The organism is Kitasatospora sp. NPDC089509 (genome assembly GCF_044749365.1).
In the GTDB taxonomy this organism is placed as follows: domain Bacteria; phylum Actinomycetota; class Actinomycetes; order Streptomycetales; family Streptomycetaceae; genus Kitasatospora.
Genome location: NZ_JBIVHS010000014.1, coordinates 79683 through 98449, shown reverse-complemented (window position 1 = coordinate 98449; position 18767 = coordinate 79683). Strand labels below are relative to the sequence as shown.

Below are 18767 nucleotides of genomic sequence, written 5' to 3'. Positions count from 1 at the left end.
CCCGGCGGCGACCGGCCGCCGCCCACCCCACCGGGGAGTCCGCCATGAGCACCACCCTCTTCACCCCGTACACCCTGCGGGAGCTCACCGTCCCCAACCGGGTCTGGATGCCGCCGATGTGCCAGTACAGCGCCTCGCCGGCCGGCCCGGACGCCGGGGTGCCCAACGAGTGGCACTACACCCACCTCGCGGCGCGGGCCGCCGGCGGCACCGGGCTGATCATCGTGGAGGCCACCGCCGTCAGCCCCGAGGGGCGGATCAGCCCGTACGACCTGGGCCTGTGGAACGACACCCAGCGCGACGCCTTCCGCCGGATCACCGCCTTCCTCAAGGAGCAGGGCGCCGTCCCCGCCATCCAGCTCGGCCACGCCGGACGCAAGGCCTCCACCGAGCGGCCCTGGGTCGAGCGCGGGCGCGCCCTGGCCCCCGAGGAGGAGCACGGCTGGACCCCGGTCTCCCCCAGCGCCGTCGCCTTCTCCCCCGACCACACCACCCCGGACGAGCTGACGGTCGATCAGATCCAGTCCATCGTGCGGCAGTTCGCCGACGCCGCCACTCGCGCCCTGGAGGCGGGCTTCCAGGCCGTCGAACTGCACGGCGCCCACGGCTACCTGATCCACCAGTTCCTCTCCTCGCAGAGCAACCGCCGCACCGACGGCTACGGCGGCTCCTTCGAGGGCCGGATCCGCTTCGCCCTGGAGGTCGTCGACGCCGTGCGCGCGGTGTGGCCCGAGGAGCTGCCGCTGTTCTTCCGGGTCTCCGCCACCGACTGGCTCACCGAGAACCCCGAGGACGCCCGCGAGGGCTGGACCTCCGAGGACACCGTCCGGCTGGCCAAGGAGCTCCAGGCGCACGGCGTGGACCTGCTGGACGTCTCCACCGGCGGGCTGGTGCCCGACGCCCGGATCGAGGCCGCGCCCGGCTTCCAGGTGCCCTTCGCCGAGGCGGTGCGCAACGAGGCCGGCCTGCCGGTGGCGGCCGTCGGCCTGATCACCGAGCCCGCCCAGGCCCAGGCCGTCCTCACCGACGGCCGCGCCGACGCCGTCCTGATCGGCCGCGAGCTGCTGCGCAACCCCTTCTGGGCCCGCCACGCCGCCGGCGCCCTGGGCGGCGAGGTCCACTCCCCGATCCAGTACCACCGCGCCTGAGCCGCCTGACGGCACCCCGAAACCGCGACAGCCGGACACCGCCACCCCGTAAAAGGGCTGCGGTGTCCGGCTGTTGACGGTGCGTCAGGAGTTGCCGCGGCCCAGGAAGTGCCCGGCCGTGGTGGCGCTGGTGGAGCGGCGGTCGTGCGAGCCGTCCTCGACGACGTGGATCATGCTGCTGTCCGGGTCCATGCCGCGGTCCTTGGCCCAGCCGCTGACCAGGTGGGTCATCTCGTTGTTGGCGTCCAGGTAGGTGTCGGAGATCTGGGCGTTGGCGACGCTGTTGTTGGCGTTCTTCATCTGGTTGTCCCAGTCGAAGGCCCAGGTGTCGACCAGGCGTTGGGCGCTGTCGCCGACCCACGGGATGGGGGTCAGCGGCGCGCCGATGATGTGGTCGGCGACCTTGGACTTCCAGTCGGCCAGGGTGTTGGCGTCGTCGCGCTTGTCCATCGAGACGTCGGCGCGGATCGCGTCGTAGACGCCGAGGCCCGCGGCGCCCTTGTTCATCACGTCCTGGATGTCGTTCTGCGAGGGGTTGGGGCCCAGCGAGGACAGCTCCTGGGCGACCTTGGCGCTCTCGGCCTGGTGCAGGGTGGCGTAGGCGTCGGGGTTGTCGGACAGTCCGCGCATCACCCGCACCAGGCTGTCCTCGCCGACGCCCATGTGCACGGTGCCGCCCGCGTCCGTCCACACCGCGCTGCCGTGGTCCAGGTACTGGGAGTTGCGGCCGTTGAAGATCTCGTGGCTGTCGTCGGTGTAGTCGGCCAGGGCGTTGGCCAGCGGCTGGCGCAGATTGGCGTTGATCTTGTTGCCGCCCTGGCCCTCGTCCAGGGTGGTGACGGTGTCGTGCATGATCCGGGCCTGGGCCTCGGTGTGGTGGCCGCTGTGCGGGGCGCCGGCCGGCTGGCCGGTGGTCGCGGCCTCCAGGGCGGCGCCCAGGCCGGCCTGGGACAGCGGGTCGGGCATCTTCACCACGCCGGCGTAGGGGTTGGCGATCCAACCGTCCGGCCACTTGCGGTCCTTGAGCAGGTAGTGCAGGTGCTGGTTGCCGCCGCCGGAGTTCGGGTCCAGGTAGGCGGTGGCGGCGTCGGGCTCCCGGCCCATGATCGCGAGCACGTTGTCCAGCGGGTCGGCACCCAGCGCGCCGCCGTTGTGGCCGGCCTTGTAGCTCCACGCGTCGGGGTGATCGTGCTCGGTCTTGGTGATGTCGTCGGCGAGGTCGCCGAGCATCGGGGCCGAGTACTTGGCGTCGCCCTTGGTCATCAGGGTGGTGAGGACCTGGTAGCCGTACACCGGGTCGGTGTTGGAGCCGTAGTTGTTGTAGCCGACGTCCTGCACGCGCTTGCGCCAGTTGCGGTAGAAGTCGGTGTTGGTGTCCTGGGTCGCCGAGGCCAGGGCGTGGGTGAGGCCGCCCTGGAGGTCGGTGTAGGCGGCCTTCTTGTCGTCGCCGGGGCTGCTGAGCTTCTGGGAGAGCTTGAGCAGGCCGTCCGGGCCGAGCCGGTCCAGCATGGCCTGGGAGAAGGCCGGGTGGTCGGCCTTGTCCGTCATCAGGTCCCGCAGCTGGGTGAGCTGGTCCGGGGTGAGGTCGTCCAGGTGGAGCGCCAGGTCGGCGGCGCGCCGGGCGTCCCCGCCGTCGCCGCCGCCCACGGCCTGGCCGTTGAAGGTGGTGTCCAGCGGGGTGCCGGCCTTGGAGGCGCCGCGCAGGGCGGCGGCGATGCGCTGGTCGGCGCGGGTGGCGGCCTGGACGCCGGCGGTGATCGCCTTGGTCCACTTGTCGGCCGCGTCCTGGTAGGACTGACGGGCCTCCGGGTCGTGGTGCAGCGCCTGGCGGGTCGCCGGGTCCAGGGTGGTCTCGTCGAACACGGCGGTGCCGGTGCCGGTGACCTTGAAGCCGTCCTTGACCGCGCCGTCGGCGGCGTCCCGGGTCTGCTTCTGCGCGGCCGCGAAGTCGGTGTGCGCCTCGTCCAGCAGCGAGGCCATCGCGTTGGCCTCGGTCTGGGCGTCGACGATCTGGCCCTTGGTGCCCAGCAGCGCCGCGTTCGCCAGGTTCGCCGTGGTGCCGGTCCACCAGGGGCCGCCGCCCAGGCCGTTGCCGCCCAGGCCGTTGCCGGGCGGGAACAGGCCGTTGCCGCCGATGCCGGTGGTGGTGCCGCTGCCGCCCAGGACGTCCTGCTCCATGGTGGTCTGCATCGTGTGGAAGCGGGTGGCCATCGCCCGCCACTGGGTGGCGGCGGCGGTCAGCGCGTCCGGATTGGCGTTGATGACGTCTTCGTATCCGAGCATGGTCACGGCACCTGGAGGGACTGGACGACGGACAGGTTGGTACTGCGGTAGTTGGCGCCGGTGCCCTGCATCGCGGCGGCGTTGGCGTTCAGCCGCCCGGTCAGCGCCTGGACCTGCTGGTGCCACTCGTCCAGCGACTCCTTCAGCGCCCCCGAGCTGTCCCAGCCCTTGAGCGCGCCGACGGCCGTCCCGGTGGCGTCGTTGGCGACCCCGCCCGCGCCCGGGCAGTCGTGGGCCAGGTTGGTCAGCGTGGTGTGGGCCTTGTCCAGCGCGTCATGGTTGACCCCGAACCCGCCTGGTGCCGGTGTGCTCATCCGTCGATCCCTCACGTGTGGTGACCCGATGGTGTGGTCACCGGGCGCGCCGATGATCGTAGATCCGCCGGGCACCGGATTCCGCATGGGTTTCATCAGGAATTCGTCACCGTTCTGTCACCGCCCGGCCGGGCGGCGGCCCTGGGCCGTTGCGGTGACGACCCGTTGACGGCCGCCCCGGCCCCCTCTAGAACGGAGCACAGACCCCGGACGCGGTGACCGCCGACGGCCGCCCGCACGACCCCCACCGGGGCACCCCCGCGAGAACCCGAGGAGCAATCCCATGGCTCCGGACGAACCCCACTGCCCCGTGCTCGACGTGACCGCCCGCACCCTCCACCAGCAGAACGCCCACCTGCGCTCCGCCGGACCCGCCGTCCGGGTCGAACTGCCCGACGGCATCCTCGCCTGGTCCGTCACCCGCGGCTCGGTGATCCGCGCCCTCACCGGCGACCCCCGCGTCTCCCGCGACCCGCGCAAGCACTGGCCCGGCCTCGCCGAGGTGCCCGACGGCTGGCCGATGGGCCCGATCGCCTTCCAGCAGAACTTCTTCAACCTCTACGGCGAGGAGCACCGCTCGGCCCGGCGCCTGATGGCGCCCTCCTTCTCGCCCCGCCGGGTCCTGGCGCTGCGCCCCGGGATCGAGGCGACCGCCGCCGCCCTCGTCGGCGCCTTCCGCACGCTCGCCCCCGGCGAGGCCGTCGACGTCCGCCGGGCCCTGTCCCTCCCGCTGACCATGACGGTGATCTGCGACCTGTTCGGCGTCCCGGCCGGCCTGCGGCCCCGGATCGGCACCGCGATGGACGCCTTGCTGACCACCACCGCGGCCAACGAGCAGATGGTGGCCTCCCGGACCGAGATGGACGCGGTACTGGCCGAACTGCTGGCCCTCAAACGCCGCGAGCCCGGGCCCGACCTCGCCAGCGACGTGGCCGCCCTGCCCACCGGCCGGGACGGCGGCCGCACCGAGCAGGAGTCCCGCGACATCCTCTTCCTGATGCTCGGCGCCGGCTACGAGACCGCCGTCAACCTCATCACCAGCGCCGTCCTCGCCCTGCTCACCCACCCCCACCACCTGGCCGCCGTCCGCGCCGGCACCCTGCGCTGGACGGACGTCGTCGAGGAGACCCTGCGCCACGAGAGCCCGGTGATGCACATCCCGCTGCGCTACCCGCTGGAGGACATCGACCTCGGCGAGGGCGTGGTCATCCGACGCGGCGAGCCGATCCTGATGGGCTTCGGCGCGGCCGGCCGCGACCCCGAGGCCCACCCCGACCACCCCGACGACTTCGACCCGACCCGCCCCGACAAGGACCACCTCGCCTTCGGGCACGGCCCGCACTTCTGCCTCGGCGCGCCGCTGGCCCGGCTGGAGGCCGAGGTCGCCCTGGCCTGCCTCTTCGGCGCCCACCCCGACACCGCCCTGGACCCCGACGGCCCGCCGCCGGCCCGGCTGGAGTCCGTGATCATAAACGGCCCCGCCGAGCTCTGGATCGTCCCGACGCCCGCCCCGGCGTCCGGGAGGGCGTGAACGTCCGGGAGGGCGCGGACGTCCGGGAGGGCGTGACAAGGGCCCCTCACCCCCTGGCTCGAATTCCGGTGGGGGTGAGGGGCCCGGGGTGGGGCGGGGTCAGCCGAGCAGGTCGGACTGGAGGGTGACGACCTGGCGGAAGGCCGCGGCGGGCACGCCGTGGGGGTTGGTCATGGTGACGACCGCGATCACGTCGGAGGCCGACACATACGCCACCCGGGTGGTCGGCACGTCCTTGCCGACGGTCTCCCGGGACTCCTTGCTGGTCAGCTCGACGCCCTCGGGGATGCCCCAGTCGCCGTACTGCACGGTCCTGGCGTCCGGCGCGACCTTGAGCTGCACCTCCGAGCGCACCCGGGAGAAGGTGCTCCAGGCCTCGCTCGACGAAGCGAAGCGCAGCAGCCGGATCCGGGTGCTGGTGCCGTCGGAGGCGGTCCACTCCCGGACGGTGGCGCCCCGGCACACGTACTGCAGCAGCAGTTCGCGCAGCCGGGCCGGGTTCTGCAGCTCCCCCGTCATCGCGTCGCAGGGCACCCAGTCGGCCGGGGCCGTCCCGGCGGGGGCGGCGGAGGCCGAGGCGGTGGCCGAGGCCGTCGGGCCGGCCGAGGGGGTGTCGGAGGGCGCGGCCGTGGCGGACGCCGAGGCCGAGGCCGGCGCGGTGGGGGCCGGGAAGACCGGCGGGTTGAGCGAGCCGCCGGCCTCCTTGGGGGCGGGCAGCAGCAGGTGGCGCAGGTCCGCCTGGTGGGAGTGCTTGCCCTGGTCCGCGCCCTTGTCCGTGCTCTTGTCCTTCAGGTCCGGCGCGGCCTTGCCCGAGGGCAGCGGCGGCAGCGCCAGCGGCGGGAAGGTGTAGCGGCCGTCGCTCGCGGTGGCCAGGCCGGGGATGTCGGTGCGGTCGGGGGCGGTGACGGCCAGCGCGGTGCCGGTGCCGGCCAGGGCGAACACCAGGACGGCGCAGCTCCAGCGCACCGCGGCCTTGCGGCGGCGGGTGCGGCGGGCGGCCCGCTCCTCCTCGGTCTCGGCCGGGACGGCGGCCTGAGCGGCCAGGGCTTCCGCGGCGGCGTCGGCGGCGGGCGCGGAGGCACCGGCGGGCGCGGAGGCACCGGCGGGCGCGGGGGCCTCGTCGGGTGCGGGTCCGGCTGCCGGGTCGTGCGGCTGGGGCGCGGCGGCGTGGTCGGTCATACGGACGCTCCGGGGCTGGCGAGGCGGTCGAGCTGCATGGCGTAGAGGGCGACGATCTTGTCCTTGGGCAGCGGGGCCACGCCCTCGACGCTCATGATCACCAGGAGGTCGCCCTCGGCGGCCGAGCACTCCAGGTAGTCGATCGGCGCGGACGGCGGCGCGGGCATCAGGTAGCAGTGCGCCTCGGGGTGGTTGGGGATCTGCGGGCCGGAGCGGAAGATGCCGGTGTCGCCGGTGAACACCGCCGTGTACTCGTTGATCCGCTGCACCTCCTGCTGGTTGAACTGGCGCAGCCGCAGCCCGACCACCACGTTGTTCTCGCTGTTGCGGTAGGTCCGCACGCCGGTGCCCTTGACGTGCATGCCCTCCCAGTAGGAGCGCAGCTTGTCGCGCTTGTCCTTGGGGATCTGCTGGAGTTCGGCGTCCAGCTCGTCGGAGATCTGTCCGGCGCCGAGCTCGCTGTCGTTGCCGTAGCCGCCTTCGTCGGGGCCGGGTTCGTAACCGGCCGGGACGGGCAGCAGCAGGTCGCGCAGCGAGCCGAAGTGGCTGCCGTTGGACTTGGCGCCGAACGGCGTGGGGGTCGCGCTCGGGGCGGGGGCGCCGGCCGGGCCGGCGGCGGTGGCCGGGCCGGGGTCGTCGTACTGGGTCTTGATGATGCCGACGCCGATGACGACGCCCACCAGTGCGGCGGCGACCGTCGCGGCGCCCGCGCGCAGCAGGCGGCGAGGGGCGGGGCGCGGCGCGGCGGGTGCGCCCTCGGGGCCGGGCTCGGTGCCGGGCTCGGTTCCGGGATCGGGGGTGAACTGCGGTGCGGGCTGGCCGAGTTCGGAGGCGGCTGGCGTCACCGGGGCGACCGGGGTCGGGGCGTCCGGGGTGGACGGCGTCGCGGTCATGGAGTCGTCGGTCATACCAGCCGCTCCCACTGCTGCTTGGCGAGGGACTTGAGGCCCCCGGAGTCCACCGGGTTGGGGCTGAAGACCTCCACCGTCATCAGCACCGTGCCGCGCTGGGCGGACGCCTTCCCGTAGTAGTACGGCTCGTTGGTGTCGGACCAGTGGCTGGGCTCGCTCTCCACCCAGTAGCCGCCGTTGGCGTCGTCGGCGAAGGGCTTCCCGAAGGCGGCCTCGGCCTTGTCGATGTGGTCGGGCGTGTACTGGGTGAGCGTCACCCGCCAGCGGATGTCGTCCTTCATCCAGTCCACCTCGGCGGCGCGCCGGAAGCCGGTCCTGGCCAGGTTCTTGAAGACGTACGCCGCGTCGCTCTTGCGCTCGGCGAGTTCGCCGATCGACATCCAGCTCGGCTTGTCCGGGTAGTCGCCCCAGCCGGCGCTGCCCGCGGGGGCACTGACCAGCAGCTTGGTCAGGTCGCCCTCGATGGCGGGCGGCGCGGGCTGGCCGGCGGCGAAGGCGGTGGGGTCGACCACGGCGGCCGGGTAGGCCGGCAGCGCCACCTGCAGCGGCGGCAGCGGCGTGGGCGGGCGCTGGGCCTGGATCCCGTAGCCGACGCCGACGCCGGCCACGGCGCCCGCGACCAGGGCGCAGACGGACAGCAGCACCGGACGGGGGCGGCGCGGGGCGCGCGGGGCGGCCTCGGGGCCGGCCGACAGGACGTCGGCGTACGGGTTCTGGTACGGCGTCGGCCCGGCGGTCGGGTCCTGCTCGACCGCTGCGAACGGCACCGGCGGCACCGGGGGTGCGGGCGGCGCGGGCGGGGTCGGCGGGGCCGGGGGCGGCGGCTCGGCGGCCGCGGACGGCGGCTGCTCGGATTCGGTGGTCACAGAAGTGGCTCCTGAGGAGGAGGGAGGAGGACGACGGCGTGGGGCGGGCGCGGGCTCAGCCGCCGGAGGCGAGCCACTCGCGCTGGCGCTTCATCAGGTCGCTCAGCAGCGCCGCGTCCGGCGTGCCCTTGACCTCGACGTCGACGGTGTACTGGACGTCGCCCTGGCTGGAGACGCCGGTCATCGAGCCGGTGTAGGCCTCGTGCTTGGGCTTCTGGCGGAAGCCGTGGGCGCCCGGGTCGCCGTCGATGTCGATCGGCTCCGCCGACTTGACCGTGTAGCCCTGGACGAACCGGCTCGCCATGTCGGTGGAGCCGAAGTGCAGCAGGGTGACGGTCACTTGGGCCTTGCCGTCGGCGGTCCGGTAGGTGCGCACGGCGCCGTCGCGGTAGCCGAGCCGGTTGAGGATGGTGTCGATGTCGTCCGGCTTGCCGAAGATCTCGGCGACGTCGTCGCGGGTCATCGGCATCCCGTCCGCGGGTCCGTAGGACTCGCCGCCGGCCGGGATGGGGAGCAGGAAGTAGCGCAGGTCGCCCTCGTGCTTGCCGCCGCTGACCGTGCCCTTGACGGTGCTGGCCGGGGCGGGCGTGGTCGGGACGACGGTCGGCACCGGGACGGGCGTGGCGGAGGGCGTGGCGCTCGCACCGGTCGAGGCGGCGGCGGTGGCGGTGGCGCGCGGGGCGGGCGCGGCGGCCGGGTGGCCGTCCGGCTTGCCGACCGCGACGGTCACCGCGGCGCTGGCGGCCGTGACGGCGAGCAGTCCGGCGGTGGCCAGCACGATGCCGACGGCGCGCGGCAGCCGGCGCGGGGCCGGGTCGGCCGCGGGCTCGGGCGCAGCGGCGGGCGCGGGTGCGGCAACCAGCTCGGGTGCGGCAACCGGCGCGGGCGCGGCAACCGGCTCCGGCGGCGGTTCGGTGAACGCGGCGCTCTCGTTCTCGGGCGCGGACAAAGGACTCCCCCAGGGAAAGGAATTGCAGGATTTCGCACGCGGGTCGCTGTCGGAATCCGCTCCCCCTGCGGCGTTCCCGGACCGTCCATCACGTGTCTCAGCAGGCATTATGAGAGTTCGGTGAGTTGCATGCCAACAAAATCAATCACCGCACTCCCGCCCAATGTCCGGCGAATCGGACACTCCGTGATCCAACCGCAACAGGCGGGCGGCCCGAAGCGGAACGGGAGCCCTCCGGGAAGGCGCGTCAGCTCCCGGCCGGCGGCGCTACCGTGACCGGGTGACGGGGAGCCGGGGCACGGTGCTGGTGGCGGAGCTGGTGGCCGACCACCGGGGGCGCAGCCGGCTGTCCTACCTGGACGTCGGTTTCGCGGAGACGGTGCGCCGCCACGCCACCCGGCCGCAGGCGGCCGAGTTCTCGCCCGAGGCGATGGCCGGGTGGTACCGGGGGCGTGACCTGCCGGCGGGCGGGGTCGAGCGGGTGGTCCCGCAGGAGAGTCCGCTGGCCGGGACGGTGGCCCGGATCCTGGCGGACACCGGGCTAGGGCGTGTCTGACAATTCGCGTCGGATCAGCGCGCGGCGTCGGGGTGCGTGCATCGCAAGGCGGAGGAGGGAGTCCATGCGGAGCATCGGCGACCGACGACAACGCGGCGAGGTGCGTGCCCCGGCGTCGCGCGCCCGGCGGGAATTGTCAGACACGCCCTAACCCCGCCGGGCTGGACGCCCCCCCCGGCCCTGACGGGGCGTCGTCCGGCCCGGGCTTGAGTTGGAGTGCACTCCAACTCCTACGGTTCTCGTCGTGGTCACCGCCGGGCGGCGGGGCCACGGCACGTGAACGGGCACCAGGAGAGGACCGACACCATGACCATGACCATGACCGCGACCGGGACGACGACCGCCACCACCGAGGCCGCGCTGCGGCAGGAGCGGTTCGACCGGGGCATGGAGACGCTCACCCGGGTCGACGGCGAGGGCGGGCAGCGGGTGGTCGAGGCGCTGGCGGACATCAACCCCGAGCTGGCCCACCAGGTCGTCGCCTGGGGCTTCGGCGACGTCTACAGCCGCCCCGAACTCGCCCCGCGCGACCGCCAGTTGGTGACCCTGGGGATGCTCACCGCGCTGGGCGGCTGCGAGCCGCAGCTGGAGGTCCACCTCAACGCCGCCCTCAACGTCGGCCTCACGCCCGTCGAGATCACCGAGGCGCTGCTGCACGCGGCCGTGTACTGCGGCTTCCCCAAGGCGCTGAACGCGACGTTCGTCGCCAAGAAGGTCTTCGCCGAGCGCGGCCTGCTCCCGGTCACGCCGGCCTGAGGCGCCCCGTCGCGAGCGCCGCGACCGGCGTCAGGGCTTGGACTCGTACCCGAGGACGGACTTGCCGACGGCCTGCTGCAGCGGGGTCAGGAGGTCGACGAGCTGCTGGCGGTCGGTGGCGCGGCCGTCGGACCACTGGCCGAGGCCGACGAGCATCGCGCGGCCGGTGCCGGTGAAGCCCTGGACCATGCCGCTGTCCGGCGGGAGGGTCGGCAGTCCGGAGGCGGGCGGCGGGGCCTGCGCGCCGACCTCGAAGTTCTGGTAGTCCATGGTGAGTTGGGTGACCATGTGGAGGGCTTCCAGGGGGTCCTGCATGGTGAACAGGGCCAGGTTGTACTGGTTGTTCCGGGCGTCCTTGTAGAGGGCGACCTCCTCGCCCACGCAGCCCTTGCCCGCCTTGATCATGGCGATCAGCCCGGGGCCGACCGAGTCCGCCTCGGTGCAGGAGGGCAGGGCCGCGGAGGCGACCTTGGTGTAGACGGCGCCGTCGGCGGACTTCACCTCGGCGGGGAAGACCTGGTCCAGCGGGATCTGCGGACGGCCGGCGGCGGGGTTGTAGGCGGTCGGGGTGCCCGCGGTCGGGACGGGGGCGATACGGGCGGCGACGGAGGCCGCGGCGGCCGAGATGGCCGGGGCAGCCGAGACGGCCGGGGCAGCCGGCGCGGCGGTGGTGTCCGGGGCGGGCTGCAGGAGCTCGGCGCCGACCAGGGTCACGGCGGCGGCGCCCAGGGCCAGCGCGGCGTTGCGCGGCCAGACCCGCCTGGGCTGCGGCTCGTCGGCCCTCAGCTGCGCCTCCCGCTCCGCGGCCATGGTCTTCACGAGCTCGTCCCACTGCTCGTCATCGGACTTGTCCCGGCCTCGACCCGGATCGTCGTTTCGCATACCGACGTACGGTAGTGAACAGGACTGACACATCCGGTCCGTGAACGATCACATCTTGATCAACTTGTGGCGGCCCGGGCGCTCCGCCGGGGCGGGGCCGGTGCGAGTATGCGGCCATGACGTTTTCCGCTGCACGTGACGCGTTGGAGGGCCTGGCGCTCGGGGACGGTTTCGGGGAGCGGTGGTTCCCGCTCTTCCGCAGGCCGAAGTTGGCGTTCACTCAGATCCGGGCCCGGCAGGTGCCGCCGGAGGCGCCGTGGCACTGGACCGACGACACGGCGATGGCGCTGTCGGTGTACGGGATCCTCACCGCGTACGAGGCGGTGCACCAGGAGCGGCTGGCGCAGGCCTTCGGGGCGACGTACCTGGCCGACGCCTACCGCGGCTACGGCAACGGCATGAGCCTGCTGCTGCCCAAGTTGGCCGAGCGGCCGTCGAGTTGGCGCGAGGAGTCGCGCAGGCTGTTCGACGGCCAGGGGAGCCTGGGCAACGGTGCGGCGATGCGGGTGGCGCCGCTGGGGGCCTGGTTCCACGCGGACCTGGACGAGGCGGCGGAGCAGGCCGCGCTGTCGGCCGAGGTGACCCACGCCCACCCGGAGGGGGTGGCCGGGGCGGTGGCGGTGGCCCTGGCGGCCGCGCTCGCCGCCCGCGGGCGCGCAGGCGCCGCGGCGCCGGCCGGGGCCGGGCTGCTGGCCGAGGTGGCCGGGCGCACGCCGGACGGCCCGGTGCGCGACGGGCTGGAGCGGCCCGCCGACCTGCCGGCCGACACCGAACCCTGGCGGGCCGCGGACCTGCTGGGCAACGGCCAGCAGGTCCGGGCGGGCGACACCGTGCCGTTCGCCCTGTGGTCGGCCGCGCACCACCTGGACAGCCTCACCGACGCGCTGTGGACCACCGCCGAGGGCCTGGGCGACGTGGACACCACCTGCGCCATCACCGGCGGCGTGGTCGCGGCCCGCACCGGCGTGGGCGGCCCGGCCGCGCCCTGGCTCGCCAAGCGCGAGCCGCTGCCCGAGTGGGTGGCCGGCGCCGAGGACGAGGCCCCTACCCGGCCGGGCCACGCGAAGCGGCCGTGACCGGAGGGCCCTGCCCGGCAGGTGGGCGGCCCGCACCGCAACCGGTGCGGGCCGCCGCCGTTCAGTGCGCGGGCGGGCCCGGGAGGGTGAGGGTGGCGCGCAGGCCGCCGGAGGGGTCGGGGGTGAGGTGCAGGTCGCCGTGGTGGGCCTCGGCGACGGCGGCGACGATGGCCAGGCCCAGTCCGTGGCCGCGGCGGGCGGGGTCGCGCTGGGCGGTGCGGCCGCGTCCGCGCAGGAACGGTTCGGTGAAGGTGGCGACGGCCTCGGGGGTGAGCGGCGCGCCGGTGTTGGTGACGGTCAGCCGGGCGGCGCCGGTGGCGGGGTCGGTGCCGGTGGTGACGGTCGCGTGGCCGCCGGCCGGCAGGTTGTGGCGCAGCGCGTTGTGCAGCAGGTTGACGGCGGCCTGGCGCAGCAGGACGGGGTTGCCGGTGGTGGGGGCGGGCCGCAGGTCGGTGGTGAGGGTGATGCCGTGGGTGCGGGCCTCGTCGTGGACGGCGGCCAGGGCCTGGGCGGTGGTGGTGGCGAGGTCGGTGGGGCCGGTCTCGGGCGGGGTGTGGCCGAGGTCGGCGAGTTGGAGGAGGGCTTCGCTGATCTCGATGCCGCGCTGGTTGGTGTCCTGGAGGCGGGTGACGAGTGTGGCCCAGTCCTGGCCGGCCGGGTCGGCGGCGGCGACCTGGAGCATGGTGCGGGTGATGGTGAGCGGGGTGCGCAGTTCGTGGGAGGCGTTGGCGGCGAAGCGCTGCTGGGCCTCGAAGGAGTGCTGGAGGCGTTCGAGCATCTCGTCGAAGGCGTCGGAGAGGTCGGTGAACTCGTCGCGGGGCCCGGTGAGGGCGACGCGGTGTCCGAGGGCGCCGTCGGCGGCGCGGTGGGCGGCGCGGGTGATGTCCTGGAGGGGGCGCAGGACGCGTCCGGCGATCAGCCAGCCGCCGGCCAGGCCGACGGCGGTGAGCAGGGCGAGGGCGTAGCCGCCGGCGGTGAGCAGGGAGTCGAGGATCTCCTGCCGGGAGGGGGCGTCGGAGCGGTAGCGGGGGTTGGCGGAGGTGAGCGGGTAGTTGGGGACGTACTTCATGCCGGCGTAGACGACGGCGAGGGAGAGGGTGCCGGCGGCGAGGGCGAAGAGGGCGTAGCTGAGGGTGAGGCGCCAGCGGGCGGTGAGGCGGCGCGGGCGCGGGGTGCGGCTCATCGGGGCGTCTCGTCGTCCAGGCGGTAGCCGACGCCGGGCACGGTGTGGATCAGCCAGGGGTCGCCGAGGCGTTTGCGCAGGCCGGAGATGGTGATGCGGACGGCGTTGGTGAAGGGGTCGGCGTTCTCGTCCCAGGCGCGTTCCAGGAGCTGTTCGGCGCTGATGACGCCGCCGCGGGCGGTCATCAGGACTTCCAGGACGGCGAACTGCTTGCGGGAGAGGGCGACGTAGCGGCCGTCGCGGTAGACCTCGCGGCGGAAGGGGTCCAGGCGCAGTCCGGCGTGTTCCAGGACGGGCGGGGTGCTCTGGGCGGGGCGGCGGGCCAGGGAGCGCAGCCGGACGACGAGTTCGGGCAGGTCGAAGGGTTTGGTGAGGTAGTCGTCGGCGCCGAGTTCGAAGCCGGCGACCTTGTCGCCCAGGCGGGCGGCGGCGGTGAGCATCAGGACGCGGCAGCCCAGGCGCTGTTCGACGATGGCGCGGCAGACGTCGTCGCCGTGGGTGCCGGGGATGTCGCGGTCCAGGACGACGACGTCGTAGTCGTGGACGGCGAGGCGTTCCAGGGCGGCGTCACCGTCGGTGACGATGTCGCTGGCGATCGCCTCCAGCCGCAGGCCGGCCTGGACCGCCTCGGCGAGGTAGATCTCGTCCTCCACCACCAGGACCCGCACGCGCTGTTCTCCCTGCCCTTGTCCGTGTGTGCCGTCGCCGGACGCCGCCGACTGTCTCCATTGGACCCGACGGGGCCTATCGAAAACGTATCGACCTGCGCAGACGTCCTCGCAACACCGTCTTTCCTCCAATGGTCCGGCAAGGCAGGACGGACGCCGGGAGGCAGTGGTGAAGCGGATGAGCAGGTTGAGCAGCACGGCGAAGTGGCGGCTGGCCGTGGGCGCCGGGGCGGTGGTGGTGCTGGCGCTGGCCGGCGCGGCCACGCCGACCGGCCTGGCGGACGCCCTCTCCCCCGTCCCGTCCCGGACTTCCGGGGCGGACGCCCTCTCCCCCGCCCCGTCCCGGGTTTCCGAGGCGGACGGCCGGGTGCCCGACGGCGTGACGCTCAGCCCCTTCGACACCGAGGCCCCGGCGGTGCGCAACCTGGACCCGGCCCTGCTGGCGGCGGTGCGCAGCGCGGCCGGTGACGCGCGGGCGCAGGGCATCGAGATGCACGTGACCTCCGGCTGGCGCAGCAAGGCCTACCAGCAGCAGCTGCTGGACAAGGCGGTGGGCACGTACGGGAGCCTGGAGCAGGCCCGGCGGTTCGTGAACACCCCGGAGAAGTCGGCGCACGTCGCGGGCAAGGCGGTGGACCTGGGCCCGACGAACGCCGACTACTGGCTGATCCAGCACGGCGCGAAGTACGGGCTGTGCCAGGTGTACGGCAACGAGATATGGCACTTCGAACTGCGCACCACGCCGGGCGGGACGTGTCCGGCGCTGCTGCCGGACGCGGCGGGGTAGGGCGCCGCGTCCGGCCGGGCGGGGTGTGCTCAGGCCGCCAGGGCCGCGGCGACCAGGCCCGAGGCGGCCAGGGCGGCGGCCGCCGCGTCGCCGAGCCCGTCGCCGGTGCCGGTGTCGGCGTCGGCGTCGGCGTCGGTGCCGGTGTCGGCGTCGGTGCGCCAGGCGAGGTGGCCGTCGGGGCGGACCAGGGCGGCGGTGGCGGTGTCCCAGCCGGGGTGGGGGCGGGTGAGCGGGGCGCTGTGCAGGGTGAGGCCGGGGCGGGCGAGGTGGTCCAGGCGGGTGGAGCCGGTGAGGTCGAGCAGGACGGGGTGGCCGGGGCGCAGCAGGGTGAACAGGGTGGTGCCCGCCGGGTGGAGGTCGGGGACGCGGGTGCCGGTGAGCGGGTGGGCGTCGGGGTCGGCGGCGGGGTAGCGGACGGCGAGGCCGGCCGAGCGGGCGGCCAGGTCGTCGCAGAAGTCGGGGACGCCGTCGATGAGTTCGGCGAGCAGGTCGCGCAGGGCGAGGGTCTCGCGGCTGTGGTCGGTCATCAGGCCGCTCTGGGCGCGGGTGCTGCGCAGCAGGTCGGTGCCGACGGGGTGGCGTTCGGCGTGGTAGCTGTCGAGGAGGGCGTCGGGGGCGGTGCCGTGCAGGACGCGGGCGAGCTTCCAGCCGAGGTTGAAGGCGTCCTGGAGGCCGACGTTGAGGCCGGGGCCGCCGGCCGGGAAGTGGGTGTGGGCGGCGTCGCCGGCCAGCAGGACCCGGCCCAGGCGGTAGTGGGCGGCCTGGCGGGCGGAGTTGCCGAAGGTGGAGAGCCAGCCGGGGTCGCGCATGCCGTAGTCGGTGCCGGCGATGTGGCGGACCTTGGTGCGCAGTTGCTCGAAGGTGGGCGGGCCGTCGGGGCGGGTGCGGTTGGTGGCGGTGTCGTTGCCGACGACGCGGTGGATGCCGCCGGGCAGCGGGAAGACCATCAGGCTGCCGTGCTCGTTGGTGAGCGCGGGGGTGCGGGGCGGGTTGTCGAGGACGACGTCGCCCATCCAGGCCCAGAAGGTGGCGCCGGTGCCGGGGAAGTCGATGCCGGCGGCTTGGCGTACGGCGCTGCGGGTGCCGTCGCAGCCGACCAGGTAGGCGGTGCGCAGCCGGTAGGGGCCGTCGGGGCCGTCGACGTGGACGGTGACGGCTTCGTCGTCCTGGGTCAGGCCGGTGACGCGGTGGCCGCGGCGCAGGTCGGCGCCGGCGGCGCGGGCGTGGTCGGCGAGCAGTTCCTCGGTGCGGGCCTGGGGCAGGGCGAGGGTGAGGCGGTGGGGGGTGTCGAGGCGGCTGTAGTCGAGGCGGGCGGGCAGGGCGGCGAAGTGGCCGCCGGGGATGCGGACGCCTTCGGCGAGGAAGGGCCCGGCCACACCGCGGGAGTCGAACATCTCCAGGGTGCGCGGGTGCAGGGAGGTAGCCCGGGAGTGCGGGTCGGGTGCGGTGCGCTCCTCCAGAACGGTCACTTCGGTGCCGTGCAGGCGCAGTTCGGCGGCGAGCCAGAGTCCGACGGGTCCGGCGCCGGCGATGACGACCTGGTGCATGGGTGTCCCCTCCACAAGTTCTTGGTCACTGACCAATGGCGTTGCCTCCAGTAGACTAGGTCAGTGACCAAGAAGCAAGCGGCCCCGACCGCACCGGCCGGACTCGACACCGCCACCGTGGTGCGCGCGGCCCTCGACCTGCTCGACGACAAGGGCGCCGGCGCGGTGTCGGTGCGCGGCGTCGCCGAACGCCTGGGCGTACGGATGAACACCGTGCTGTGGCACGCCAAGACCAAGGGCCGGCTGCTGGAGCTGATGGCCGACGAGATCGTCGCCGGGGCCCGGCTGGACGCGCTGCCCGGACCGTGGCGCGAGCGGGTGGAGGAGCTGGCCCACCGCTACCGCCGCGCCCTGCTGGCCCGCCGCGACGGCGCGCTGATCGTCGCCGGGACGTACGCCGCCGAACCGGCCACCCTGCACTACGCCGACACCGTCCTGGCGGCCCTGCTGGAGGGCGGGCTGGACGAGCGGCGCGCGGCCTGGACGTTCTGGAGCATCCAGTACCTGGCGCTCGGCCTGACCCAGGAGCAGCAGGCGCTGGCCGCCCAGGACGGCGAGCACTCCCTGGCCGGGGCGCTGGCCGACGGCACCTACCCGGCGCTGGCCCGGGCGGTGCGGCACATGGAGGGCGAGGACTTCGACGGGCGGTTCGCCTTCGCCCTCGACCGACTCCTCGAACAGCCCTCCCGGAGGGGCTAGTTGACGCCTCCGAAGGTGCGGCGGTAGGCGCCGGGGGTGGTGCCGAGGGCGGCGTGGAAGCGGCGGCGCAGGTTGACGGCGGAGGCCAGGCCCACCCGGGCGGCGACGGCCTCCACCGGCAGGTCGGTCCGCTCCAGCAGGGCCCGGGCGGCGTCGATGCGCCGGGCCAGCAGCCACTGGCCGGGGCTGGTGCCGAGCTGTTCGGCGAAGCGCCGGGCCAGGGTGCGGGCGGAGAGTCCGGCGCGAGCGGCCAGGCCGTCCAGGGTGAGCCGCTCCCCCAGGTGCTGCTCGGCCCACTCCAGCAGCGGGGCCAGCGACTCGTCGGCGCGGGCGGGCACCGGGGCGGCGGCGTACTGCAGCTGGCTGCCCTCGCGGTGCGGGGGCAGCACCATGTGCCGGGCGACCTGGGCGGCGTAGGCCGCGCCGTGGTCGCGGCGCAGCAGGTGCAGGCACAGGTCGATGCCGGCGCCGGAGCCGGCGCTGGTGGCGACGTCGCCGTGGTCGACGTACAGGACGTCCCGCTCGACCTCCAGGGCCGGGTACTGGGCGGCGAGTTGGGCGGTGCGGGCCCAGTGGGTGGTGGCGCGGCGCCCGTCCAGCAGTCCGGCCTGGGCCAGGACGAAGGCGCCGGTGCAGATGGAGACGATCCGGGCGCCGCGGGCGTGGGCGGCGCGCAGCGCGTCCAGGACGGCGGGCGGCGCCGGGGAGCCGGGCGGCTGCCAGCCGGGGACGACCACGGTGTCCGCCCGCTCCAGGGCCGTCAGGTCGTGCTCCAGCAGCAGCGGGACGCCCAGGGTGGTGGGGAGCGGGCCGGGGTGCTCGGTGCACAGGGTGAGCTCGTAGTGGGCGGGCAGTCCGGGCCACTCGGTGCCGAAGGCCTCGGCGGCACAGGCGAGTTCGAACGGCGCCTGGGGTGCGCCGAGCAGGGCGACCACCCGGTGGCGGGGCGGGCTCACGGCCTCGGCGGGGGCGGGGGCGTCCATGGCAGGAATGTACCCGAGGATGCCTTTCCGGACACTGGGGCGGCCCCGGTCCGGGCGGCCACAGTGGGGCCATGAGCAACGACGACACGCTGGGTGCCGGCGGCACCCCGAAGAGCGGCACCCCGGAGAACGACCCCCTGAAGACGGTCCTGCTGGTGGACGACGTGGAGCCGGTCCCGGTGGGCCCGGGGATCGTGCGGCGCCGACTGACCTCCACCGAGCACGCCCGCGCCTGGCTGATCGACTTCGCGCCGGGCAGCCGGTGGCCGGAGGTCGACCTGCACCACGCCGAGGAGCGCTACTACGTGCTCAGCGGCGAGGTGATCGAGGGCGAGGAGCGCCACCCGGCGGGCAGTTACGTGGTGTTCGCGCCGGGCAGCCGGCACCGGCCGCGCTCCGAGAGCGGCGCCCGGATGCTCGGGATCACCCTGTCCGGCGGCTGACCGCGC

General features: G+C 74.5%; 19 protein-coding genes. 8 read left to right on the top strand and 11 right to left on the bottom strand.

From position 1 onward, the window contains the following. Positions 1-44: 44 nt before the first annotated feature. Positions 45-1148 (top strand): NADH:flavin oxidoreductase/NADH oxidase, encoded by a 1104-nt coding sequence (locus ACIP4P_RS26780; RefSeq protein ID WP_400922557.1) that lies wholly within the window; start codon positions 45-47, stop codon positions 1146-1148. An 84-nt stretch (positions 1149-1232) separates the two neighbouring features. Here the strand turns inward: ACIP4P_RS26780 and ACIP4P_RS26775 are convergent, their stop codons facing one another. Further along, positions 1233-3431 (bottom strand): hypothetical protein, encoded by a 2199-nt coding sequence (locus ACIP4P_RS26775; RefSeq protein WP_400922555.1) that lies wholly within the window; start codon positions 3429-3431, stop codon positions 1233-1235. A 2-nt stretch (positions 3432-3433) separates the two neighbouring features. Beyond that, the gene (locus ACIP4P_RS26770) at positions 3434-3745 is read right to left on the bottom strand and encodes a hypothetical protein (RefSeq protein WP_350513830.1); all 312 of its coding nucleotides are present in this window, start codon (positions 3743-3745) and stop codon (positions 3434-3436) included. Between the two features lie 283 nt (positions 3746-4028). On the opposite strand from ACIP4P_RS26770, the gene ACIP4P_RS26765 reads away from it, so the two are divergent. Further along, the gene (locus ACIP4P_RS26765) at positions 4029-5276 is read left to right on the top strand and encodes a cytochrome P450 (protein WP_400922552.1); all 1248 of its coding nucleotides are present in this window, start codon (positions 4029-4031) and stop codon (positions 5274-5276) included. Between the two features lie 99 nt (positions 5277-5375). Here the strand turns inward: ACIP4P_RS26765 and ACIP4P_RS26760 are convergent, their stop codons facing one another. From ACIP4P_RS26760 to ACIP4P_RS26745, 4 genes are read right to left on the bottom strand one after another with little or no spacing between them, the layout of a single operon-like run. Beyond that, entirely contained in the window at positions 5376-6455 is a 1080-nt protein-coding gene (locus ACIP4P_RS26760) for a hypothetical protein (RefSeq protein ID WP_400922550.1), read from the bottom strand. After that, positions 6452-7363, bottom strand: coding sequence for a hypothetical protein (locus ACIP4P_RS26755; protein ID WP_400922548.1), 912 nt, complete (start codon positions 7361-7363; stop codon positions 6452-6454). The genes ACIP4P_RS26760 and ACIP4P_RS26755 overlap by 4 nt, the downstream gene beginning before the upstream one ends. Continuing rightward, positions 7360-8232 carry a hypothetical protein gene (locus ACIP4P_RS26750; RefSeq protein ID WP_400922546.1) on the bottom strand — a complete coding sequence of 291 codons (873 nt, stop codon included), beginning with the start codon at positions 8230-8232 and terminating at the stop codon, positions 7360-7362. Before ACIP4P_RS26750 ends, ACIP4P_RS26755 begins: the two co-directional genes overlap by 4 nt. 55 nt (positions 8233-8287) lie before the next feature. After that, positions 8288-9181 carry a hypothetical protein gene (locus ACIP4P_RS26745; protein WP_400922544.1) on the bottom strand — a complete coding sequence of 298 codons (894 nt, stop codon included), beginning with the start codon at positions 9179-9181 and terminating at the stop codon, positions 8288-8290. A 280-nt stretch (positions 9182-9461) separates the two neighbouring features. Here ACIP4P_RS26745 and ACIP4P_RS26740 point away from each other — a divergent pair, with 280 nt between their 5' ends. Together ACIP4P_RS26740 and ACIP4P_RS26735 are read left to right on the top strand one after the other, a co-directional pair. Beyond that, positions 9462-9737, top strand: coding sequence for a hypothetical protein (locus ACIP4P_RS26740; protein WP_400922542.1), 276 nt, complete (start codon positions 9462-9464; stop codon positions 9735-9737). A gap of 306 nt (positions 9738-10043) precedes the next feature. Further along, complete coding sequence (locus tag ACIP4P_RS26735; protein WP_400922541.1) at positions 10044-10493, top strand: carboxymuconolactone decarboxylase family protein; 450 nt, start codon at positions 10044-10046, stop codon at positions 10491-10493. Between the two features lie 30 nt (positions 10494-10523). Here the strand turns inward: ACIP4P_RS26735 and ACIP4P_RS26730 are convergent, their stop codons facing one another. Then, positions 10524-11375, bottom strand: a complete 852-nt coding sequence (locus tag ACIP4P_RS26730) for a hypothetical protein (protein WP_400922539.1) — start codon at positions 11373-11375, stop codon at positions 10524-10526. Positions 11376-11491: 116 nt separating this feature from the next. Between ACIP4P_RS26730 and ACIP4P_RS26725 the strand changes: the two genes are divergently transcribed. Next, positions 11492-12451, top strand: coding sequence for an ADP-ribosylglycohydrolase family protein (locus tag ACIP4P_RS26725; protein WP_400922538.1), 960 nt, complete (start codon positions 11492-11494; stop codon positions 12449-12451). A gap of 61 nt (positions 12452-12512) precedes the next feature. On the opposite strand, the gene ACIP4P_RS26720 is transcribed toward ACIP4P_RS26725, so the two are convergent. After that, entirely contained in the window at positions 12513-13634 is a 1122-nt protein-coding gene (locus ACIP4P_RS26720; protein WP_400922536.1) for a sensor histidine kinase, read from the bottom strand. After that, positions 13631-14302, bottom strand: coding sequence for a response regulator transcription factor (locus ACIP4P_RS26715; RefSeq protein WP_400922534.1), 672 nt, complete (start codon positions 14300-14302; stop codon positions 13631-13633). Before ACIP4P_RS26715 ends, ACIP4P_RS26720 begins: the two co-directional genes overlap by 4 nt. Before the next feature lie 178 nt (positions 14303-14480). Here ACIP4P_RS26715 and ACIP4P_RS26710 point away from each other — a divergent pair, with 178 nt between their 5' ends. Continuing rightward, positions 14481-15089, top strand: a complete 609-nt coding sequence (locus ACIP4P_RS26710; protein ID WP_400922532.1) for a M15 family metallopeptidase — start codon at positions 14481-14483, stop codon at positions 15087-15089. Between the two features lie 29 nt (positions 15090-15118). Here the strand turns inward: ACIP4P_RS26710 and ACIP4P_RS26705 are convergent, their stop codons facing one another. Further along, complete coding sequence (locus tag ACIP4P_RS26705) at positions 15119-16636, bottom strand: FAD-dependent monooxygenase (protein ID WP_400922530.1); 1518 nt, start codon at positions 16634-16636, stop codon at positions 15119-15121. Between the two features lie 63 nt (positions 16637-16699). Between ACIP4P_RS26705 and ACIP4P_RS26700 the strand changes: the two genes are divergently transcribed. Continuing rightward, positions 16700-17335: a TetR/AcrR family transcriptional regulator C-terminal domain-containing protein gene (locus ACIP4P_RS26700; RefSeq protein WP_400922528.1), complete on the top strand. Its 636-nt coding sequence runs from the start codon at positions 16700-16702 to the stop codon at positions 17333-17335. Here the strand turns inward: ACIP4P_RS26700 and ACIP4P_RS26695 are convergent. After that, a complete protein-coding gene (locus ACIP4P_RS26695; protein ID WP_400922526.1) occupies positions 17332-18318 on the bottom strand; it encodes a helix-turn-helix domain-containing protein in 987 nt (328 codons plus the stop codon). The two genes, ACIP4P_RS26700 and ACIP4P_RS26695, sit on opposite strands and share 4 nt — an antisense overlap. Positions 18319-18389: 71 nt before the next feature. Here ACIP4P_RS26695 and ACIP4P_RS26690 point away from each other — a divergent pair, with 71 nt between their 5' ends. Next, entirely contained in the window at positions 18390-18761 is a 372-nt protein-coding gene (locus ACIP4P_RS26690; protein WP_400922524.1) for a cupin domain-containing protein, read from the top strand. Positions 18762-18767: the final 6 nt, after the last annotated feature.

Bases quoted from the DNA above. Each gene is read 5' to 3' on its own strand.
- ACIP4P_RS26780 (WP_400922557.1), top strand. From the start codon at position 45: ATGAGCACCACCCTCTTCACCCCGTACACCCTGCGGGAGCTCACCGTC.
- ACIP4P_RS26755 (WP_400922548.1), bottom strand. From the start codon at position 7,363: ATGACCGACGACTCCATGACCGCGACGCCGTCCACCCCGGACGCCCCG.
- ACIP4P_RS26765 (WP_400922552.1), top strand. From the start codon at position 4,029: ATGGCTCCGGACGAACCCCACTGCCCCGTGCTCGACGTGACCGCCCGC.
- ACIP4P_RS26720 (WP_400922536.1), bottom strand. From the start codon at position 13,634: ATGAGCCGCACCCCGCGCCCGCGCCGCCTCACCGCCCGCTGGCGCCTC.
- ACIP4P_RS26710 (WP_400922532.1), top strand. From the start codon at position 14,481: ATGAGCAGGTTGAGCAGCACGGCGAAGTGGCGGCTGGCCGTGGGCGCC.
- ACIP4P_RS26730 (WP_400922539.1), bottom strand. From the start codon at position 11,375: ATGCGAAACGACGATCCGGGTCGAGGCCGGGACAAGTCCGATGACGAG.
- ACIP4P_RS26705 (WP_400922530.1), bottom strand. From the start codon at position 16,636: ATGCACCAGGTCGTCATCGCCGGCGCCGGACCCGTCGGACTCTGGCTC.
- ACIP4P_RS26770 (WP_350513830.1), bottom strand. From the start codon at position 3,745: ATGAGCACACCGGCACCAGGCGGGTTCGGGGTCAACCATGACGCGCTG.
- ACIP4P_RS26725 (WP_400922538.1), top strand. From the start codon at position 11,492: ATGACGTTTTCCGCTGCACGTGACGCGTTGGAGGGCCTGGCGCTCGGG.
- ACIP4P_RS26735 (WP_400922541.1), top strand. From the start codon at position 10,044: ATGACCATGACCATGACCGCGACCGGGACGACGACCGCCACCACCGAG.
- ACIP4P_RS26695 (WP_400922526.1), bottom strand. From the start codon at position 18,318: ATGGACGCCCCCGCCCCCGCCGAGGCCGTGAGCCCGCCCCGCCACCGG.
- ACIP4P_RS26690 (WP_400922524.1), top strand. From the start codon at position 18,390: ATGAGCAACGACGACACGCTGGGTGCCGGCGGCACCCCGAAGAGCGGC.
- ACIP4P_RS26775 (WP_400922555.1), bottom strand. From the start codon at position 3,431: ATGCTCGGATACGAAGACGTCATCAACGCCAATCCGGACGCGCTGACC.
- ACIP4P_RS26760 (WP_400922550.1), bottom strand. From the start codon at position 6,455: ATGACCGACCACGCCGCCGCGCCCCAGCCGCACGACCCGGCAGCCGGA.